14 protein-coding genes are annotated in these 18,691 nt (G+C 35.0%); 3 read left to right on the plus strand and 11 right to left on the minus strand.

The window, feature by feature from the left end:
- Window positions 1–93: 93 nt before the first annotated feature.
- Genes H2O64_RS17165 through H2O64_RS17180 form a run of 4 tightly spaced genes read right to left on the minus strand, consistent with a single transcriptional unit; the run spans window position 94 to window position 8,493 of the window.
- Window positions 94–1,722 (minus strand): glycoside hydrolase family 16 protein, encoded by a 1,629-nt coding sequence (locus H2O64_RS17165; protein ID WP_187563445.1) that lies wholly within the window; start codon window positions 1,720–1,722, stop codon window positions 94–96.
- Between the two features lie 12 nt (window positions 1,723–1,734).
- The gene (locus tag H2O64_RS17170; protein WP_187563446.1) at window positions 1,735–3,828 is read right to left on the minus strand and encodes a PKD domain-containing protein; all 2,094 of its coding nucleotides are present in this window, start codon (window positions 3,826–3,828) and stop codon (window positions 1,735–1,737) included.
- A 26-nt stretch (window positions 3,829–3,854) separates the two neighbouring features.
- On the minus strand, window positions 3,855–5,321 hold the full coding sequence (locus H2O64_RS17175; protein WP_187563447.1) for a RagB/SusD family nutrient uptake outer membrane protein: 1,467 nt from the start codon (window positions 5,319–5,321) through the stop codon (window positions 3,855–3,857).
- A gap of 10 nt (window positions 5,322–5,331) precedes the next feature.
- A complete protein-coding gene (locus tag H2O64_RS17180; RefSeq protein WP_187563448.1) occupies window positions 5,332–8,493 on the minus strand; it encodes a SusC/RagA family TonB-linked outer membrane protein in 3,162 nt (1,053 codons plus the stop codon).
- A 357-nt stretch (window positions 8,494–8,850) separates the two neighbouring features.
- Here H2O64_RS17180 and H2O64_RS17185 point away from each other — a divergent pair, with 357 nt between their 5' ends.
- Window positions 8,851–9,027 (plus strand): hypothetical protein, encoded by a 177-nt coding sequence (locus H2O64_RS17185; RefSeq protein WP_187563449.1) that lies wholly within the window; start codon window positions 8,851–8,853, stop codon window positions 9,025–9,027.
- 511 nt (window positions 9,028–9,538) lie between these two features.
- Here the strand turns inward: H2O64_RS17185 and H2O64_RS17190 are convergent.
- The 3 genes from H2O64_RS17190 to H2O64_RS17200 all read right to left on the minus strand — a co-directional run bounded on the left by H2O64_RS17190 (window position 9,539) and on the right by H2O64_RS17200 (window position 11,014).
- On the minus strand, window positions 9,539–9,883 hold the full coding sequence (locus H2O64_RS17190; RefSeq protein WP_187563450.1) for a hypothetical protein: 345 nt from the start codon (window positions 9,881–9,883) through the stop codon (window positions 9,539–9,541).
- 9 nt (window positions 9,884–9,892) lie between these two features.
- The gene (locus tag H2O64_RS17195; protein ID WP_187563451.1) at window positions 9,893–10,213 is read right to left on the minus strand and encodes a hypothetical protein; all 321 of its coding nucleotides are present in this window, start codon (window positions 10,211–10,213) and stop codon (window positions 9,893–9,895) included.
- 84 nt (window positions 10,214–10,297) lie between these two features.
- Window positions 10,298–11,014 carry a hypothetical protein gene (locus H2O64_RS17200; RefSeq protein WP_187563452.1) on the minus strand — a complete coding sequence of 239 codons (717 nt, stop codon included), beginning with the start codon at window positions 11,012–11,014 and terminating at the stop codon, window positions 10,298–10,300.
- Window positions 11,015–11,216: 202 nt separating this feature from the next.
- On the opposite strand from H2O64_RS17200, the gene H2O64_RS17205 reads away from it, so the two are divergent.
- Window positions 11,217–12,767, plus strand: a complete 1,551-nt coding sequence (locus H2O64_RS17205) for an IS1182 family transposase (protein WP_235982916.1) — start codon at window positions 11,217–11,219, stop codon at window positions 12,765–12,767.
- A gap of 100 nt (window positions 12,768–12,867) precedes the next feature.
- Here H2O64_RS17205 and H2O64_RS17210 read toward each other — a convergent pair whose 3' ends face one another.
- On the minus strand, window positions 12,868–13,530 hold the full coding sequence (locus H2O64_RS17210; protein ID WP_187563453.1) for a hypothetical protein: 663 nt from the start codon (window positions 13,528–13,530) through the stop codon (window positions 12,868–12,870).
- A gap of 190 nt (window positions 13,531–13,720) precedes the next feature.
- Between H2O64_RS17210 and H2O64_RS17215 the strand changes: the two genes are divergently transcribed.
- Window positions 13,721–15,271, plus strand: coding sequence for an IS1182 family transposase (locus H2O64_RS17215; RefSeq protein ID WP_235982918.1), 1,551 nt, complete (start codon window positions 13,721–13,723; stop codon window positions 15,269–15,271).
- 114 nt (window positions 15,272–15,385) lie between these two features.
- Here H2O64_RS17215 and H2O64_RS17220 read toward each other — a convergent pair whose 3' ends face one another.
- From H2O64_RS17220 to xerA, 3 genes are all read right to left on the minus strand, one after another.
- Window positions 15,386–16,087: a suppressor of fused domain protein gene (locus H2O64_RS17220; RefSeq protein WP_187563454.1), complete on the minus strand. Its 702-nt coding sequence runs from the start codon at window positions 16,085–16,087 to the stop codon at window positions 15,386–15,388.
- Window positions 16,088–16,312: 225 nt separating this feature from the next.
- Window positions 16,313–17,047 (minus strand): DUF7003 family protein, encoded by a 735-nt coding sequence (locus H2O64_RS17225; protein WP_187563455.1) that lies wholly within the window; start codon window positions 17,045–17,047, stop codon window positions 16,313–16,315.
- A gap of 104 nt (window positions 17,048–17,151) precedes the next feature.
- On the minus strand, window positions 17,152–18,438 hold the full coding sequence (xerA, locus tag H2O64_RS17230) for a site-specific tyrosine recombinase/integron integrase (protein ID WP_215907191.1): 1,287 nt from the start codon (window positions 18,436–18,438) through the stop codon (window positions 17,152–17,154).
- Between the last annotated feature and the right edge of the window lie 253 nt (window positions 18,439–18,691).

Here is an 18,691-nt window from a genome sequence, read left to right on the forward strand (position 1 = left end):
GTAATACTTTATCATAACTTGCAATGTTTGTTCTTTTCGAATATGAAAAGAACAAACATTTTAAGCAAGTTTGCTTATTCAAATAATAATTAGCTATTGATATACTCTTACATAGTCAATTTCCATAGTATCTTGTGTAAATGCTGGGTCAATGTCTCCTCCTAATGTTCCGCCCATTGCGACATTTAAGATTAAGAAGAAATCACTGTTAAATGGTAATGTTGCGTTGTTGTCAACCGTATGATATACGAAATCGTCTACCAAGAAGATAATTTCCGTTGGTGTCCACTCTACAGTATAGTTATGAAATTCTGTAGTCGATGTTGGTAATGATGTCGTTGCCGAATCTCCTCCGCCTGGTGAAACTCCCGGATGATGCACCGTTCCTAAAACCGTATTTTTATCTTGTCCTTTTTGCTCCATGATGTCAATTTCACCACAACCAGGCCATGTGTTTGTTTGGTAATCTTCACCTAACGCCCATATTGCTGGCCATGTTCCTTGAGAAGCTGGCAGTTTTGCTCTAACTTCTACTCTACCATTGGTAAACTCAAATAAGTCTTCTGATTTTAAACGTGCTGATGTGTAGTTTCCGCCACCAGTACTTATCGCATTGATTTTAAGGAATCCACCATCTACAACTGCATTGTCTGTACTATTTGTATAGGTTTGAAGTTCTCCATTCCCCCATCCGCCTGCGCCAAGGTCATACGTCCAGTTCGCTGCATCTGGTGCGCCATCTGTATCGAATTCGTCTTGCCAAACTAGGTTGGTATATTGTGTTTGGAAATTGTTTCCTGCTGGTTCAGCCGAAGTGATGATAAACCACCAGTCAAATTCGCTGTTTCCATCTGTAGTTCTTAATATCAATTCATTTGGTACTGAACGATCAAAAATCTCATACGTTTGTGATCCGCCTGTATAATACCCAATGAATCCGTTTCCTGTAAGTGTGATTGTTTCTACACCACCTGGAGCGATTAATGCCCAAGCTTCATCAAAATCACTGAATGGTAAGTTTTCAAGATCTGCTCCGTTGACAGTTCCACCAGAACCTCCTAAGGCATCTATTTGACCTACACGACCAAATACGGTTCCTGAAGTGTCTGTTGTTGGATCGTCATTTGTATTGTCTGTGATAAACGTAAACGTTCCGTCAGCATTGAAAACATATCTATCATCATACATTCCAACAGTTGCTTTTTCTTCTGGTCCAGCTCCATACCATTCTGTCGGAACTGATCCGCCAACAGGTCCTAAACCAAAGTGTCCTTGTTGTTCAGATTTGATTCTCCATGATCTTGAACCATTTCCAACAAGTTTATCTAGTAATTCTGCTGGTGGTGCATACGTAGCTAATACATCTACAGTAATTGTAGTAGATGTTGAAATTCCTCCTGTTCCAAAAGCAATTACAGTAACAGTATACGTGTTGATTCCTAAGTTAGAGAATGTAAATGTCGCTGCTCCTGCTGGGTCCGTTTTTTCGTTTGACTCATACACAAACCTATAGGTGATAGTATCATCTGCGGAGGCGCTAAAGTTTACCACTCCACTTCCATCTCCGTTTGGATTGTTTGCATCCTGACCAACAATTACTGCCGTGACTTGTAAGTTTGTTGGTGTTAATAAGTCTCCAACAGTCGCTTCATCATCCTGACAACTCACTGTGAGTAACAGAATACCTATAAGTGATGTGAGTATGTATTTAATTTTTTTCATCTTTTTCATTTTTTAATTCTTTGTTAGCTTAAATGTCCAAAATACACCTGCACCTGCTTCTATGTTCAGTGTCATTGTAGTGGCATCAATAGTGGTCACATCGTATACAATAGAACTTGGAGCATTTGCTGGATCTGAAAGTTCTCCTGCATTGTTTGCTTTAGGGATTCCTAAATATGCGCCTGTTCCATTGATTGTGATTGTTCCTGCGATTTCGTCATACACGAATGTTGCTGCTGCAGATCCGTCATGCGGTGCTACTGGTGCGCCACAAGCGTCTCCACCACCTTGCCATGGTTCAATCCAAGTATCGGCTCCTAATACGTTGCTGAATGATCCACCATTGGTGAATACATATTCATCATCATAGAAACATGCTCTTGCCATTACTCCTGCATCATCAATAGAGAACCATTGTCCTGAACCTAATGTAGGTCCAACGGCTAATGATCCTGCTTCTGGAGTAATACTCCATGATCCTGCAATAGGTGATACGGGTGCTGCGCCATCTCTGATAAGTTTGTATGACCAGAATACACCTGAACCAGCTTCAATATTTACGATCATTGTATTGATATCAACTAGTGTTACATCGTATACAATAGAACTTGGAGCATTTGCTGGATCTGAAAGTTCTCCTGCATTGTTTGCTTTAGGGATTCCTAAATATGCACCTGTTCCGTTTAGTGTTATGGTTCCTGCAGTATCATCATACGTATACGTTGCTGCTCCTGATCCGTCATGCGGTGCTACTGGTGCGCCACAAGCGTCTCCACCACCTTGCCATGGTTCTATCCAAGTATCAGCTCCTAATACATTGTTGAATGTTCCGTCATTGTTAAATACATATTCATCATCGTAGAAACATGCTCTTGCTATTACTCCTGCATCATCAATAGAGAACCATTGTCCTGAACCTAATGTAGGTCCAACGGCTAACGATCCTGCTTCTGGTGCTACTTTCCAAACTCCTGCAATAGCGGGTGCTGCTGAGGCTTGTTTGTAGAAATAGATATTATCAATGAATACTGTTCCTGCTGCCCAAGGTGTTCCAACGAATTTTAATTGAAAGATTTCATTTACGCTTAGTCCTTGATTTACATATTCTGCGATTGGAATTTCAATACTAGTCCATGAATCTGCTGTTAACGAACGTGTTACTGGTGCTTCTGTTGCTGCAGCTGGTCCGTTGATAAGTGAAGTTTCTAGGTCTGTAACAACATCAGCTGTCCAAACATCTATGTGTAAGAATTCCATCCCAGAAACATCAACTGATGTTCCATCTGCTAAAGCAATTCCTTGATAGCTTAGGTTGATGTACTGAAGCATTTGGTCTCCACCTAAATCAAACATTGCCCAGCTACTTCCTTGACTACCTTGTCCCCAATCTGGGAAATAGTTAGTTCCTGCTACATCATTGTATGCACTACTAAAGATAGAGATTACATCGCTATCTGCTCTAGCAGGTTGTGCTGGTGCTGATGTTAATGGCTGTACAATTGCTGTTACTTCAAAATCTTCGGTATATGTAGTTGTTTCAATGGCTCCACCCATAGCAATCACTGTGATTGTGTAGATTCCTGGATCATCATATATATGAGAAACGTTTTCTCCAATGTTTCCAGATACAACAGGACTTCCATCACCAAAGTCAATTTGGTTGCTCATTGCAAAATCTGCGGTAGCTGTAATATTTACTTGTTTTGAGATTCCCGGATCATTTTCAATGGTCACCACTAAGTTTTGTGGCGCTTGAAACGATACTACTATTTCTTTTGTCAACGTGGTAATGTCTCCATTTAACGCTTTTGCTGTCAACGTAGCTTGGTAAGTACCTTCTGCATACGTATGCTCTACAAAACTTCCCGGTTCTATACCTTCTACTAAGTCAGAACCATCACCGTAGTTCAAATCATAGTTAGTAACTCCTTCTCCTAATGGCGTGATTTTCACCAAACCAGTATTGTCCTGCGTTATTTCTGTTAATAACGATAAATTTGTAGGCGCACTTGCTGTGTCTACAAAATCCGTACTGTCATCTTCATCACAACTGTAAACGATCAGTGCGACTAGACATAAACTGAATACATATTTTAATATTTTCATCTTGTATTGTTTTCTTTTTCTAGCTATTAATATCCTGCATTTTGTGGCCAACGATTCCCTGCCAATTCTATTTCGATTCTTGGAATTGGAAATACTTCGTTTTTCCCTGGTGTAAACCCTGGAATAGTGCTTGCTTGTCCTGTTCTAACTTGGTCAAAGAAACGATGTCCTTCACCTGCTAATTCACGTCTTCTTTCATCTAATACATTTTCCAAAGTTGCTGGAATTCTGTTTAGCGTGTTTCCGAATGCTCTATCGCGTACCGCATCTAAGAATGTTTGCGGGTTTGCAATTGGCGCTGGCGCACGTAAGTTTGCTTCTGCAGCCATTAAGAGTACGTCTGCAAATCTGATCGCTCTGTAGTTGTTACTACGGTTGATGTTTGCATCTTGTATTACATTGTCGTTTGCATACGGAATGTATTTTAGATTGAAATATCCTGTGTGTTCTGAACCTTCATTGAAGCTTACATCTGGTCGTGCTGCAACAAAAGCATTGATATCTAATACTGTTGACGCCAAACGCGTATCACCAGCTTGGTAACTATCTACAACATCTTGTACTGGTACATTGAAACTGAAACCAGAAGCATACGGTGAAAAGTTTCCTCCTAAGAAACGTGGTCCCATAAAACCTACAGCTACATTTCCTTCTACACATTGAAAACATCCAAAACTAGCACCTTCTTGCGTACCTGAGTATTGAATTTCAAATACAGATTCTTCATTGTTTTCGTTATTGTTTAAAAAGATAGTGTTGAAATCTTGTACTAATTGATATTGTCCTGAGTTAATCACTTCATTAAACGCTTGTGCTGCTTCCGTGAATTTCTCTTGGTATAAGTATATTTTACCTAGTAATGCCCATGCAGCTCCTTTGGTTGCTCTCCCGTTTTGAGTTTGCGTCCAAGGTAATTCTGGAATTGCATTCATTAAATCAACTTCTAAACGTGCATATACATCTGCGCTAGGCGTTCTGTCAATTGCTTGTGTTTCATCAATAGTGATTCTTCCGTCTGTATATAAAGGTACATCTCCGAAGAATTTTACCAATTCAAAGTAGTAGTATGATCTTAAGAATAGGTTTTCAGCCAATAGCTGGTCTTTTCCATCAAAATCGATATTGTCTTGAAATTCTACAATGTAGTTGGCTCTACTGATTCCTGCATACATCCACTGGAAAATGTTACGCAAAGCGCCATTGTCCGGAGTCTGAATCATATCATCAATTTGTTGCCAATCGAGTACATCTGTTGGGCTTTCTCCTCCACACAAACTGTTGTCAGAGGCTATTTCACCTAAAATATTATTCAAATACGTAGTAGATAGTAAGTCATAGACACCAACGAGTGCATCTTGATAGTTATCGGGCGTATTGAAGAAGTTTTCTGAGTTTTCTTGCCCTGGAGGCAAAATTTCTAAATAATCATCACAAGATTGTATGCTTATAATGACCAGCAGTGTTGCTGCTATTTTTGTTATCTTATTATACATAGTTCTCTTTTTAGAATGATACATTAATTCCTGTTGTAAATGTTCTTGCTAATGGATATTGTCCTAAATCAACTCCTGCGCCCAATGGACTTGAGTTCGATACATCAGGATTGTATCCTTGGTATTTTGTAAACGTATATAAGTTATTTACTCCAAAGTAAAGTCTGAATCTGTCCAAATGAATTTTTTCTAAGACATCTTTTGGCAATGAGTATCCAACTTGAATGTTTTGTATACGTAAGTACGAACCATCTTCTACATAAAAATCTGAAAACAAACGGTTGTTTGCAGCGTTTGTAGAAGCTCTAGGTACTGAGTTTGATGTTCCTTCGCCTGTCCAACGATCTAAGTATAAACTTGGCTTGTTGCTATAGGTTAAGAAACGTTCGTAACTTCTAGCAATGTCGTTTCCGATAGAAGCATATAAAGACGTAGCAAAATCAAATTGTTTGTAATTTAAGTTTAAGCTAAGTCCCATCGTTAGGTCTGGAATTGGATTTCCAATCATGGTTTGATCATCTTGACTTCCAAATTCAATGACACCATCTCCATCAAAATCTACATAACGAATATCTCCCGGTTGTGCATCTGGTTGTGCAGCATGTGCATCAATTTCTGCTTGGTTTTGAAAGATTCCATCTGTTTGTAATCCCCAAAATGCTCCAATTGGTAAGCCCGATTGAAAACGCGATGTTGTTTGATTTAAGTCAAACAATCCTCCTGGTAAGAAACCTGCCGCATTGTTTACTTCAATTGCTTTGTTATCAATACTTGTTAGGTTATAACCCACTTGGATACTGAAATCATCAGAAAAGTCGTGAGAGAAGTTAATACTTAAATCAAGTCCTTTGTTTTCAACGACTCCCGCATTTACAACTGGAGCTGAACTTCCACCTGCGCTTGTTCCTAATAATCCTGATACTTCAGGTATTAATAGTAAGTCTTCCGTACGTTTTTTATAATAATCTACTGTGATATCTAATTTACGATCTAATAAGCTAATATCAAAACCGATGTTTGTTTGTCTCGTAGTTTCCCATTGTAGTTTTGAGTTTGATAAAGCTCCGATTGCATTTCCAAATGATAAGTTATCATTAAAAGGATATGTAGCTTCTGCGTTGGCTCCTTGTAAGAAACCTAACCAACGGTAACTTCCAATTCTATCGTTTCCTGTAATACCCCAACTTCCTCTTAGTTTTAATCGGTCAATTCCTTTTACTTTAAAGAATTCTTCTTCCGTTACAACCCAACCACCAGAAACTGATGGAAAGTATCCAACTCTGTTGTCAGGACCAAAACGTGTAGAAGCATCGCGTCGTAACATGGCAGAGAGTAAATATTTTCCTTGGTAATCGTATTGAATTCTACCAAATACAGAATAGTTTCTGTCTTCTCCTATTCCTGTGGTTGCATTTAGCGTTTGCTGAATGTCTTGTGGATCGCCGTTTGGCGTATCGTCTTCATCTATAATGAATGATTGTGTATTGCTTAGATATGCGTTGCTCCATGTATCTGGACCATTTACTAAGAAACCTGTCGCAAATATTCCGTCATATTGAAAACTTTGCAAGGATGCTCCTAATAATCCTTTGAAATTGTGATCTCCAAATGATTTTTGATAGTTAAGGAAGGTTTCCCATGTATAATCGAAGAAGTTCTGCGTGTTTTCACTTACCGTACTATATACGTCTCTGTCGCCGTCATCATTCGTATCTAAGTTAAACTGATTGTTTTGTACCAATACATTGTTTTGTACTTTGTTTGGTCCATAATATTGTAATGGATTGTATGAACGAGAAATTACATCTGCATAGTTAAAGTTAAAACGCGATGTAATTTGCATATCTTCTATAATATCATATACCAGTTCTATTTTTCCTGTAAAACGATTTGTTTTTGCTTCGTTAAACGTATTATTGATTACAGCAAATGGATTGATAATTTCAATTCCTTGTTCCGTACCAATGTATGAGAACCCTCTTGATGGACCTGTACCATCTGTTCCGTCAAATATTGGCGTTAATGGAGAAGCATTTGCGCCGTAGTAGAGTATAGAACCTCTTCCGCCTTCTGGAATTCCTCTTGTTTTTCTGTTTGTATATAGTAAGAGTGTGTTTAATTTCAGTCTTTCAGAAAGATCAACACTTAAATTATTTTTTAACGTCCATCTTGTAAAGTTAGATTTATCACTGGCAATGATACCATCTTGTCCAAGATAACTTCCACTGAATCCGTACGATATATTTTCCGAACCACCAGTTGCACTTAAACTGTGACTGAACAATGCTGCTGTTCCAAATAACTCATCTTGCCAATCTGTTCCTACGCCAAGTCCTGAAATGTCTGGGAACGGTAATGCGTTTCCATCCGCAATTTCAGTTTCGTTTACATATACTCCATATTCAGTAGCATTCATCAAATCGAGCTTGTTGGATGTTTCTTGAATTGTGTAATACGCATTGTAAGAGAATTTTGTTGCCGAATCTCTTTTTCCGCTTTTCGTAGTAATTAAAATGACACCATTTGATGCTTGCACACCATATATAGCAGAACTTGCATCCTTAATAACATCAATTTGCTCAATGTCGTTTGGATCAATGATACTTAGGTCATTTCCGACGTTCACACCATCTACAATAATTAATGGATTGTTGTTTCCGTTTGAAGTAATACCACGAATACGAATGTTTAACGCTGCTCCAGGCGAACCTGAAGTTGCATTTACTTGTACTCCCGAAGCTGCTCCTTGTAATGCTTCTTCAACTCTGACCGGGTTTCGCTCAATAATTTTATCAGCACTTACAGTAGAATACGCTCCAGAAACGAGTTCTTTTCGTTGCGAACCGTACCCAATTACGACTACCGATTCTAACGATTCAGCATCTTCTACCATAATAATAGAAAGTGCTTTGTTGGATCTGATCACAACTTCCTGAGTTGCATATCCAATGGAAGAGAATACCAAAGTACTTCCGCTTGGGACGCCTTTTAAGATAAAGTTACCATCAAAATCGGTGGCAGTTCCAGTGGTTGTGTTTTTTAGTAAAACAGTAACGCCTGGAAGCGGCATGTTGGTGCCTTCCTCCGTAACATTACCTTTTATCTCAAAATCTTGTCCATAACTCCATATTGCGGAGAACATGAAAGCAAGGATGATTAAATAACGGTTCATATAGTTGTTTTTGATTAGTAGTAGCAATTTATTTATAATTGTTAACGAATCCTTAAAAACCACCTATACAAAAAACATACATCCTAAAATTAATGTTATTTTTTTATCAGATTATCAATAGCAATGCAACAATAATGGTGTATCAGCAACTAAATCGTTTTTACTATAATATGCAAATACAACTACAACGTTGTAGTATTTTTTGACAGTGTTGTGGTAATGTTGTAGTCTTTTTGAGAAATGATGAGGTATTTAACAGTCTTTTAAGGAATGGATGTATTCGTATATCACTAATCCATCGTGGGTTCACTCGTTTTTCTTTACTTTTAAGTAATTATTAACTTAAACTTTTAAATTATGAAAAAATCAGTAAAAAAACTCAACTTGAACAAAACTTCAATCTTAAAATTGAATGAAACTTCAACTATTGCAGGTGGGCGAAATGCACCACTTGAACAAGGTTCTGGTCAACAAGGGTGTGGTGGTTTTACAACACAACCAGACTGCCCTCCTAGTATTGGTTGTGCGAAATAACAACTATTTATTTTAGATAGTTTTATTTTAATGAGCTACAACGCAGCAATATCCTATTGTTGTATTGTAGCTTATTTTTTTGCAATAAAGTAATTCTATTTATCTTCATAAAATAAGAACTTAAGTAATTCATTTTTAATTGTTTTACTTTGTTCGTACAAAGAATACTGAATCAAGTTCAGCACAGGCTTCAACAAAAGAAAGTGCGCTTTTTAGTTCATGCATTTATACTTTAAATCAAGGTATTCATGAATCTTAGATTTCTCCAAGACTTGAGAAGAAATACCTAAAATTCATCACAAAAACAGTAAAAAGTGAAGCAAGATCACTTGCCTTTGTTTTTTTAGAAATAAAGTCATTATTTGGTAACTATATTTTGATTGTAAGCCGTGCTAATTTTAGGATTTAATAGTAAAACTCAAAAGAAAGACATCCTTAAAAGCGCTAAGAATGTCTCGTTTTTTTGAATTTATAGGGTTGTGCAACGGTTACCATTGTTACCCACAGTTTTTTATTCAGTTCCGATTAATTTTCTTGCGATTTCGTGATTCGGCCACTTATCAGCTCTCATAAATATGGCAATTTGTTCAATCCAATAATTCTCGTTTTGAATTTTGTTAATTGATAATAATTCAGAACTATGTTGATTTGGAAAATTGGTAATATTCTTTTCAGTTGCTAATTTCACAAATGTCTTAGCGAGAACTTCTTTTGTGAGTTTTAAAGATTTTAAATTTTCGGGCAGAATATCCAAAGTACAAAACAAGGAATAATACAAATTATATAAATCCTCATAAACCAAAGAGTTTGGTAATTTTAGATTTAGATAATTATATAGTTTTTCAACGCTTTCCATTTCAGATTTTCATTCTACAGGATTTTCTACTTCACTGATTTCTCTTATTATACTTGCTAATCTATCAAAATCAACAAAAGTGCAAATTCGATCATCATCTTTAATTAGTTTTTTTAATTCCATTAAATCATCCTGTAAATCTCCTTGAGAAATTTCAGATGCTGAAAACCAATCTTCGGGCTTTTCGAATTTATTCCATTTATATGTTGGAATTAATCTATAAACGGAAGTATTAAGTTTCATTTCCGAATCTTTACCATATTCCGTTTCGAGTTTATTTATAACTCTTTCGAATAATATCTTTAGTTCTGATACTTTTATGTTGCTCATTTCTCAAATGGTTGGCAACGTCTCTTGTATGGTGCGTTTGCTTCCCGCAGGGAGCAAATGAACTATACAAATTGTTATGCCTTTTTATTTTATTTTTTCTTTTAATAGTTCTTTTACAATTCTCTCAAGATACCCTTCATATTTTACTTCACACTCCAAACTTTTCTTTTTGTTCTTCAAATTGGAATATATTTTCATTCTACTGGCACCTAAGAAAGCTATCCTTATTTGAGGTTTATTTTCATCTATTCCATGTCTTCTTGATCTTGATAAAATGAAAACAGACAATTGTGTTCCAACTCGCAATAATTCATCAAGTTTAAAATCTTTCATTTCTTTCATTAACCTAATAACATCTCTGTCTTGTTCATAGGGTTCAATTGACAGTCGTTGATTATAATCTTCTTCCAGAATGTTCCAACTTTCTATGAACTCACCTTTTATTCCTTCTCCATTTTCATAATATTTTGCCAGTTCATTAAGTTCTATTTCAGGAAATTGAGTTTGAATTTTTGATGGTATTGATTTTTCTAATACCCAGTCAATTATTATTTCCCCTTGTCTTTTAATGTCGGTACTTGAAATTTCAAAAATTGGACAATCATCCCATTCAAAAACGTATTTCGGAATTTCGCTAAAAAAAAATGGGTAAATTTTACAACTTCTATCTTTATCTTTTAATTCAATATTGGATTCAAACGTAAAGTCAGGTTCAACAGTTATTTTATTACTCTCTATATTAAGTAATTCATTATAACTTTTATTGAGTTCAGATTGTAAAAGTTCTAATTCTTCTTTCATTTAAATTTAGAATTCTTTTTAATTAGGCATAACGTGTTGTGTATGGTTAGTTGCGATTGTTTCGCAACTAATTTAGCAAAAGGAAACCGAACCTCAGGAAAATCCGGAGGATTTTCCGAGTAACACAGACCCAAGCAATTAATTATACACTTTGTGCCTGTTGCACAAGTCTAAGATATTGATAAATTTCTTATCTTGAATAATGCAAGGCAAGAAAGTATACCAAGAACAATTATTTACAGATTTTCGATTAAGCGATCGCGTTCCCAAAGAAAATTTTTATCGTCGTTTATCATCTGAACTAAATTTAGATTATCTGTATGAACTTACCAAAAGGTATTATGGAACTAGCGGACAAAAAAGCATTGACCCTGTTGTGTTTTTTAAATTATGTTTGGTAGGTTATTTAGAAAATATCATTAGTGATCGTAAGTTGATTCAGCATTGTAGTTTGCGATTGGATATCCTTTATTTTTTAGGCTATGATATTGATGAAGAACTTCCTTGGCATAGTACATTAAGTAGAACGCGACAGTTGTTCCCTGAATCTATATTTGAAGAAGTTTTTACGCGGGTTTTTATGCTTTGTGTTGACAAAGGCATGGTTAGCGGTCATACGCAGGCTATAGATTCTGCTCCGATCAAGGCAAATGCATCGATGAATAGTTTGGAGCTTAAAGTTCCCGAAGAAGATTTAGAAGCGCACCTATCTAAAATCCGCGTACAAAGTTATCGAGATCGTCAAGTTCAAAACAAGGCAACTAAAAAGCAACAAACAATTACCGCCAACGCACAGGAAATCAACGCTATTAAATCAAGGAATACCAAATGGGCTAAGGAACAAGATCAGCGACCAGGCGCAGGCAATAAAGGCAGTCGTTATACCAGTAACAAAACGCATTACAGTCCCACAGATCCTGATGCGCGCATTAGTGTAAAACCCGGCAAAGCAAGAAAACTTAATTATATGAGTCAACTTAGTGTGGACACAGCACATCATGTAATTACCGACATTAAAGCGTATCATGCTGATAAGAAAGACAATCAATATTTACAAGATATTACCATAAGAGTACAAAGACGTTTACGCAAATCAGGTGTGCTTTTAGAAAACATAGTAGCTGATACAGGATATAGTAGTGGAGAAAACTATGCATTTTTAGAAGTTCAAGGCTTAAAGAGTTACATTCCACCACATGGAACTTACAAAGGTGGTCCAGATGATTTTATATATGACAATGAATCCGATCATTATATATGTCCACAAGGAGAGATTATTCCATTTAAGAAAGTATTTTTAGATTATCGCACCAAGACCAAGAAGAAAGAATACCGAAATTCTTCCAAAATATGTAAAGGCTGCCCAATTGCTTCACAATGTTTAGGTAAAACAACTAAAGAAAAGAAGTTCTCGGTTACGTATTATCGCGAAGAATATGAACGTAACATAGCAAGAATCAATAGCAAACAAGGACGTTATATGAAGAGGAAACGGCAAAGCACCGTAGAACCTGTCTTTGGAACACTAAAGGAATATACGGGACTTAGAAAGATCAACACATTAGGAATTAAACAAGCAAACAAAGTAATGCACTTGGCTGCTATTGCTTATAATTTGAAGAAATACCTAAAATTCATCACAAAAACAGTAAAAAGTGAAGCAAGATCACTTGCCTTTGTTTTTTTAGAAATAAAATTCCAATTAGGCAAATTTATCTTGATTCTAAGAGATGCTAATTTTAGGATTCAATAGCATAATCCAAAAGAAAGATATCCTTAAAAAAACTGAAAATTAGGCACTTTTTATAAAATTAAGGGCTTGTGCAACGGTTACCGGTGTTACCACACGTTTTTTATTTTTGGTTTGCAATAAATTCATCTGCGATTATATATGGTTGTCCCAAACTAAAATCGTTTGGACTAACATCTTCGTTTCCAAAAATCAGAAGCTTTGCATTTGGTCGATACGCATAACCTTTGTCAAAATCCTTAATTACGTTCTCAACATTAAATTCAATTCCGTGTTTTTCACAAACTGCTCTTATCGGTTCAGCGAGCGGTTCTGAAATTCCGAGATTCATTTTTCCAGCTTTTTTATAATATTCTTTGATGTTGTAAAAATTCTCATTTAGTGGCAACCAATTTCCAGCGTGTTTTTCGTAGGCAAAGAATAAATCTCCAATAAATTCACTTGCGTTTGTCGGAAAACCATTTAATTCACATTCCAATTCGTTTTTGTTGAAAGTCCAAAGTAGTGGATGTTCAGTTAAGACTTTTAGTTTTATATATGGTAAATACTGTTCGCTAAAAATTCCGCTAAATTTTATTGTATTATGAGCAATTAATCGCCAATGTTCAACATCAGTAATTTTTCCATAATCATCTCGTTCTTCAACGATAAAATTGAATTCCATTGTTTTAAAATGTCCAATTTGACCTTTTAATTCGGTCAAATGAAAATGTCCATTTTGATAGAATTTTGTGGTGTTTGTTCTTTTAATTAATTCCTCTAACATTGGTTTCTCAAATGTGTGGTAACGTGTTTGTATATGGTTTGTTGCGTGTTTTAAGCACCTAATTTAGCAAATATAAACCGAATAGAAAATCCGCGAGGATTTTCGTAAGTAGGCTAGAACTAGCAATAAATTATATACGGTGTGCCTGTTGCACAAGTCTAAGATATTGATAAATTTCTTATCTTGAATAATGCAAGGCAAGAAAGTATACCAAGAACAATTATTCATATCATTTCGGTTAAGTGAACGTATTCCCCAAGAGAACTTTTATCGTCAATTATCATCTGAGTTAGATTTAGACTATTTGTATGAACTTACTAAAAGGTATTATGGTAAAAGCGGACAGAAAAGTATTGATCCAGTAGTTTTCTTCAAACTCTGTTTGGTAGGTTATTTAGAAAATATTATTAGTGATCGTAAATTGATTCAGCATTGTAGTTTGCGATTGGATATCCTGTATTTTTTAGGTTATGATATTGATGAGGAACTTCCATGGCATAGTACCATAAGTAGAACGCGACAGTTGTTCCCTGAATCAATATTTGAAGAAGTTTTTACGCGGGTTTTTATGCTTTGTGTTGACAAAGGCATGGTTAGCGGTCATACGCAGGCAATAGATTCCGCACCAATCAAGGCAAATGCCTCGATGGATAGTTTGGAACTCAAAGTTCCCGAAGAAGACTTAGAAGCGCACCTATCCAAAGTTCGCGTACAAAGTTATCGAGATCGTCAAGTTGAAAATAAGGCGACTAAAGAACAACAGACAATTACTGCCAATACTCAGGAACTCAACGCTATCAAATCAAGAAACAAAAAATGGGCAAAGGATCAAGATCAACGTCCAGGTGCAGGTAATAAAGGCAGTCGTTATACCAGTAACAAAACGCATTACAGTCCCACAGATCCTGATGCTCGCATTAGTGTAAAACCCGGCAAAGCAAGAAAACTTAATTATATGAGTCAACTTAGTGTGGATACAGCGCATCATGTGATTAGTGATATAAAGGCGTATCATGCTGATAAGAAAGACAATCAATATTTACAAGATATTACCATAAGAGTACAAAGACGTTTACGCAAATCAGGTGTGCTTTTTGAAAATATAGTAGCTGATACAGGATATAGCAGCGGAGAGAATTATGCGTTTTTAGAGTCGCAAGGAATTAAGAGTTACATTCCACCACATGGAACTTACAAAGGTGGTCCAGATGATTTTATATATAACAAAGAATCCGATCATTATCTATGTCCACAAGGAGAGATTATTCCGTTTAAGAAAGTATTTTTAGATTATCGCACCAAGACCAAGAAAAAAGAATACCGAAATTCTTCCAAAATATGTAAAGGCTGCCCAATAGCTTCACAATGTTTAGGAAAGACAGCGAAGGAGAAAAAATTCTCTGTTACATATTATCGATCAGCATATGAACGTAACAACAAAAGAGTCCGTAGCAAACAAGGACGTTATATGAAGAGGAAACGGCAAAGCACGGTAGAACCAGTCTTTGGAACACTAAAGGAATATACGGGACTTAGAAAGATCAACACATTAGGAATTAAACAAGCAAACAAAGTAATGCACTTGGCAGCAATTGCCTATAACTTGAAGAAATACCTGAAATTCGTTACAAAAACAGCAAAAAGTGGAGTAAAACCACTTGCTCTAGTCATTTTTAAAATAAAGCCATTATTTAAACACTATATCTTGATTGTAAGCGGAGTTAATTTTAGAACTCTATAACGAGAATCAAAAGAAAGGCACTCTTAAAAGTGCTAAGAATGCCTTGTTTTTTTTGAAATTATAGGGTTGCGCAACGGTTACCAATGTTAGGCACAGGCTTTTCCTTTCGGTTAATCATTTGCCTTTAATTTTATCCCAAAACGACTTTTTAGAAATCAGATTTTTTCTGTTTAAATCCAACACTTCTTTTCCGTTGGCTTTTATTAATAAATCCAATAATTTGCTATATCCGTTTTCTATTTTAAACTCCATCTCGTTTTTGTAAAGAGGAAGAACGTTGTAAATATTTATTTTTTTACCGTCCTTATTTATTTCGGTAAAGTCTTTATCAAAAGTAACAGAAGGAAGAATTAGTGCACCGACATATTCCGTATCATTTCCATAAGGCGTTAAATCCTCTTCTGCTTGTATTGTGTGTCCAATTCCAATCCAAGTGTCATAAAAATGAGGGAATTTCGCAGTTCTTTTTAGAATTGAAATAATCCAATCATTTTTATTTTCTCCAGAGTAAACTTGTCCGAATTCGATAGTTTTTGGAATAAGCATCATTAATTCGGCAAACTCAACATCTTTTGGATTTTCCACTTGGTCCTCAACATTCATTTTTAAAGTACTCATTCCAGAGGTCAAAAGTATGTTGAATGACGAGCTTTCAGGTTTTATGAAATAAACGTCAAGATGTAAATCCAAAGTAGGTATTTCGTGAAATACAGAGACTAACTTATCATCGAAAAATTTGCTCAAATGTTCGTCAATCCATTCAGCGTGTTCGTGATAATGTTTTCTTTCCGAGAACGGATTTTTGTATTCAGCCATATGTTTTTTTCAGCTTGTGCCTAACGGTCTTGTGTATGAAACGTAGCGTGCAAAAAGACACTAATTTTTCGGATTAACACAGAGCCGAATTTTTATATTTTGTTTTTAATTTTTCTATTCTAAAAGCCAAATTTAAAAATTTGGCGGTCTTTGCAAATAAGCACAAACCTTAGATTTAGCATTTACTAGCTATGTTTTATACACGTTGTTACCATACGTACTTTTTTACAACGTTCCACCATCAGGCCAATTTTTCCAATGATTATTTGGCTTTTCAGTCGGTTTGTAAAATTCCGTTTGTCCAGTTTCAAGAACCTTGGCTATTTGCTTAAAAGTTTTGCTTTTACTCGGAATTTCAGAATCCGCACAGTCTGGATGATTCCATTCCGTCAATTCCATAATTTTTGGTATATCCGTTGGGATTCGGTCTCTGATTTCCTTTTCAGTTGCTTCAAATTCTTTACTGTATTCAGGCTCTAAACCTCTCAAAAATTCCCAAATGAAAATTTTGTCGTTTTCTTCAAGTTCAATTCCTTTTTTTAAATAGAAATCGCGATTATGATTAATATCAATTTCTTTATCTCTCAAAACCATTGTTTTAGTTTCGGGATTCAAGCTTTCCAGATATTCTTCATCAAAAGTTGAATGCTCGGAACTATCATCTGTTATATACAAGAAATTGTTGTTATCGGTTCCAGGTTTTGTCTCAATACAATTTCCAAAAATGTGCAAACAATTCGAAATTCCGTTATGTCCACCACCACGATAATTAAATCCGATTACTTCAATTATCAAAGCCCATCGTTTTTCATCTCGATAAGCACTCAATTTAGAATGAACTGGATAAACATATCCATTATCCAACATTGGAAACGTAAAATCCTCCGCACACTTGTCCAGTTGTTTTAAAATATCCTTTGATGAATATTCCTGTTTTTTCTTAAATCCGAAAATGTTCATTCGTATGTATGGTAACGTATGTATATACGGAATTCCGTATATTTCTACTATAGCTAAACCTTTTTATAGTTTAGCTTTTCTTTGAATTCTAAACTACTCTTTTCCTAATCAAAATCAAAATCATCAATAGGATTTTTAATGTTTTCTATACCTGTATTTGTAATATGTGTATAAATTTCAGTTGTTTTAGAACTTTCATGACCTAATATATATTGTATATAGCGTAAGCTAATCCCTTTTTCAAGTAAATGTGTTGCAAAACTATGTCTTAAAGTATGTGGCGTAACATTTTTAGAAATTCCAATACTATAGCTTTGTTTTTTTAAAAACTTTTGTATGCTTGAAGCTGTATATTTTCCTCCTCTTTGCCCTTCAATTAAATAATATTCTGGAGCATATTCTTTTAAATAAATTTGAATAAGTTTTTTGGTTCTATTTGCAATAGTAACATAGCGATCTTTCTTGCCTTTACCAGCCACAATATGTATTTTGTTTTCCTCAAAATATATTGATGACAATTTTAAGTTAATAATTTCACTTACTCTAAGTCCACAACTATAAATTACTGTTAGAATAGTTTTATGTTTTAAGTTTGAAATTGACTTTAGCAACAAAATAGTTTCTTTTTGTGATAGCACAATTGGTAAGGGCTTACTTTTCTTTGGACGATCTATAAAATAGGTTTGTTGTTTTCCTCCTAATACTTTTTCATAATAAAACTTTATCGCATTAATCATTTGATTTTGATACGATTCACTAATTTCTCTTTCTTGAATTAAATATCTTAAATATGATCTAATCATTTCATTTGTAATCTCTTGAGGTTGATAAGCATAATGGTACGTGAAGAATATGGACAAAAAATTTGAATATGTTTTGATTGTAGAGGCGCTATAACGTAACGCCTTTAATTTATCGATAACTATACTAGGACATTTTCTGTGGTGTTCTTCTAACATCGTAGATTTTGTAGATCTCTTAGGTTTCGTTTTTCTTTTATCTATGTAGTCTATAATGAAACCATCTTTCAATAGTAATTCTAATTTGACAACAATAGTTTCTGTATATGGAATTGTCCAATGCTTGTATTCTGAATTGTAATGATAATAACTTAATGATTTTATATATTCTATACCTTTCTGCGTTGGATGACAAGTAATACGCAGTCTGTTCCCTTTTAGTATTAGAAACGTAACACTCCTTTTGGGCTGCTTAGCTATGGATTTTAAAAACTTTCGAGCTTCTTCATTTTTAGGAAACACCCATTGTCTATAAGTACTTGACCATTTTGAAAGCACATTATTTTTAATGAGTTCAATTCTTTTGTCATTTTCATGAATTGCTACTACATACCAATACTTATTTCTATAAAAAATCTCTGTTACTTTCATGTAAAATTCCTGTTATTACACCAAACAAGAGGAATATACGGAAGTTTTATTTTTATTGGTGTATATTTTTAATAAGCGTTAGAAATAATGTATAAGCGTCTAAAAAACATTGATTTTTACTTTCTGAATTATAAAATCTAACAAGCTTGTAATAGTTCTATATTCCTCTCTAAATATTCCCCAAAAGATATAATATCTTTGATGGGAAACTTAGATTCCAGAATGTTGTGACTTCAAAAATTCTTAACGAAAA

Source organism: Kordia aestuariivivens, from assembly GCF_014397005.1.
GTDB lineage: Bacteria > Bacteroidota > Bacteroidia > Flavobacteriales > Flavobacteriaceae > Kordia > Kordia aestuariivivens.

Bases quoted from the DNA above. Each gene is read 5' to 3' on its own strand.
- H2O64_RS17170 (WP_187563446.1), bottom strand. From the start codon at position 3,828: ATGAAAATATTAAAATATGTATTCAGTTTATGTCTAGTCGCACTGATC.
- H2O64_RS17195 (WP_187563451.1), bottom strand. From the start codon at position 10,213: ATGAGCAACATAAAAGTATCAGAACTAAAGATATTATTCGAAAGAGTT.
- H2O64_RS17175 (WP_187563447.1), bottom strand. From the start codon at position 5,321: ATGTATAATAAGATAACAAAAATAGCAGCAACACTGCTGGTCATTATA.
- H2O64_RS17190 (WP_187563450.1), bottom strand. From the start codon at position 9,883: ATGGAAAGCGTTGAAAAACTATATAATTATCTAAATCTAAAATTACCA.
- H2O64_RS17165 (WP_187563445.1), bottom strand. From the start codon at position 1,722: ATGAAAAAAATTAAATACATACTCACATCACTTATAGGTATTCTGTTA.
- H2O64_RS17180 (WP_187563448.1), bottom strand. From the start codon at position 8,493: ATGAACCGTTATTTAATCATCCTTGCTTTCATGTTCTCCGCAATATGG.
- H2O64_RS17225 (WP_187563455.1), bottom strand. From the start codon at position 17,047: ATGAACATTTTCGGATTTAAGAAAAAACAGGAATATTCATCAAAGGAT.
- H2O64_RS17210 (WP_187563453.1), bottom strand. From the start codon at position 13,530: ATGTTAGAGGAATTAATTAAAAGAACAAACACCACAAAATTCTATCAA.
- H2O64_RS17200 (WP_187563452.1), bottom strand. From the start codon at position 11,014: ATGAAAGAAGAATTAGAACTTTTACAATCTGAACTCAATAAAAGTTAT.
- H2O64_RS17185 (WP_187563449.1), top strand. From the start codon at position 8,851: ATGAAAAAATCAGTAAAAAAACTCAACTTGAACAAAACTTCAATCTTA.
- H2O64_RS17215 (WP_235982918.1), top strand. From the start codon at position 13,721: ATGCAAGGCAAGAAAGTATACCAAGAACAATTATTCATATCATTTCGG.
- H2O64_RS17205 (WP_235982916.1), top strand. From the start codon at position 11,217: ATGCAAGGCAAGAAAGTATACCAAGAACAATTATTTACAGATTTTCGA.
- xerA (WP_215907191.1), bottom strand. From the start codon at position 18,438: ATGAAAGTAACAGAGATTTTTTATAGAAATAAGTATTGGTATGTAGTA.
- H2O64_RS17220 (WP_187563454.1), bottom strand. From the start codon at position 16,087: ATGGCTGAATACAAAAATCCGTTCTCGGAAAGAAAACATTATCACGAA.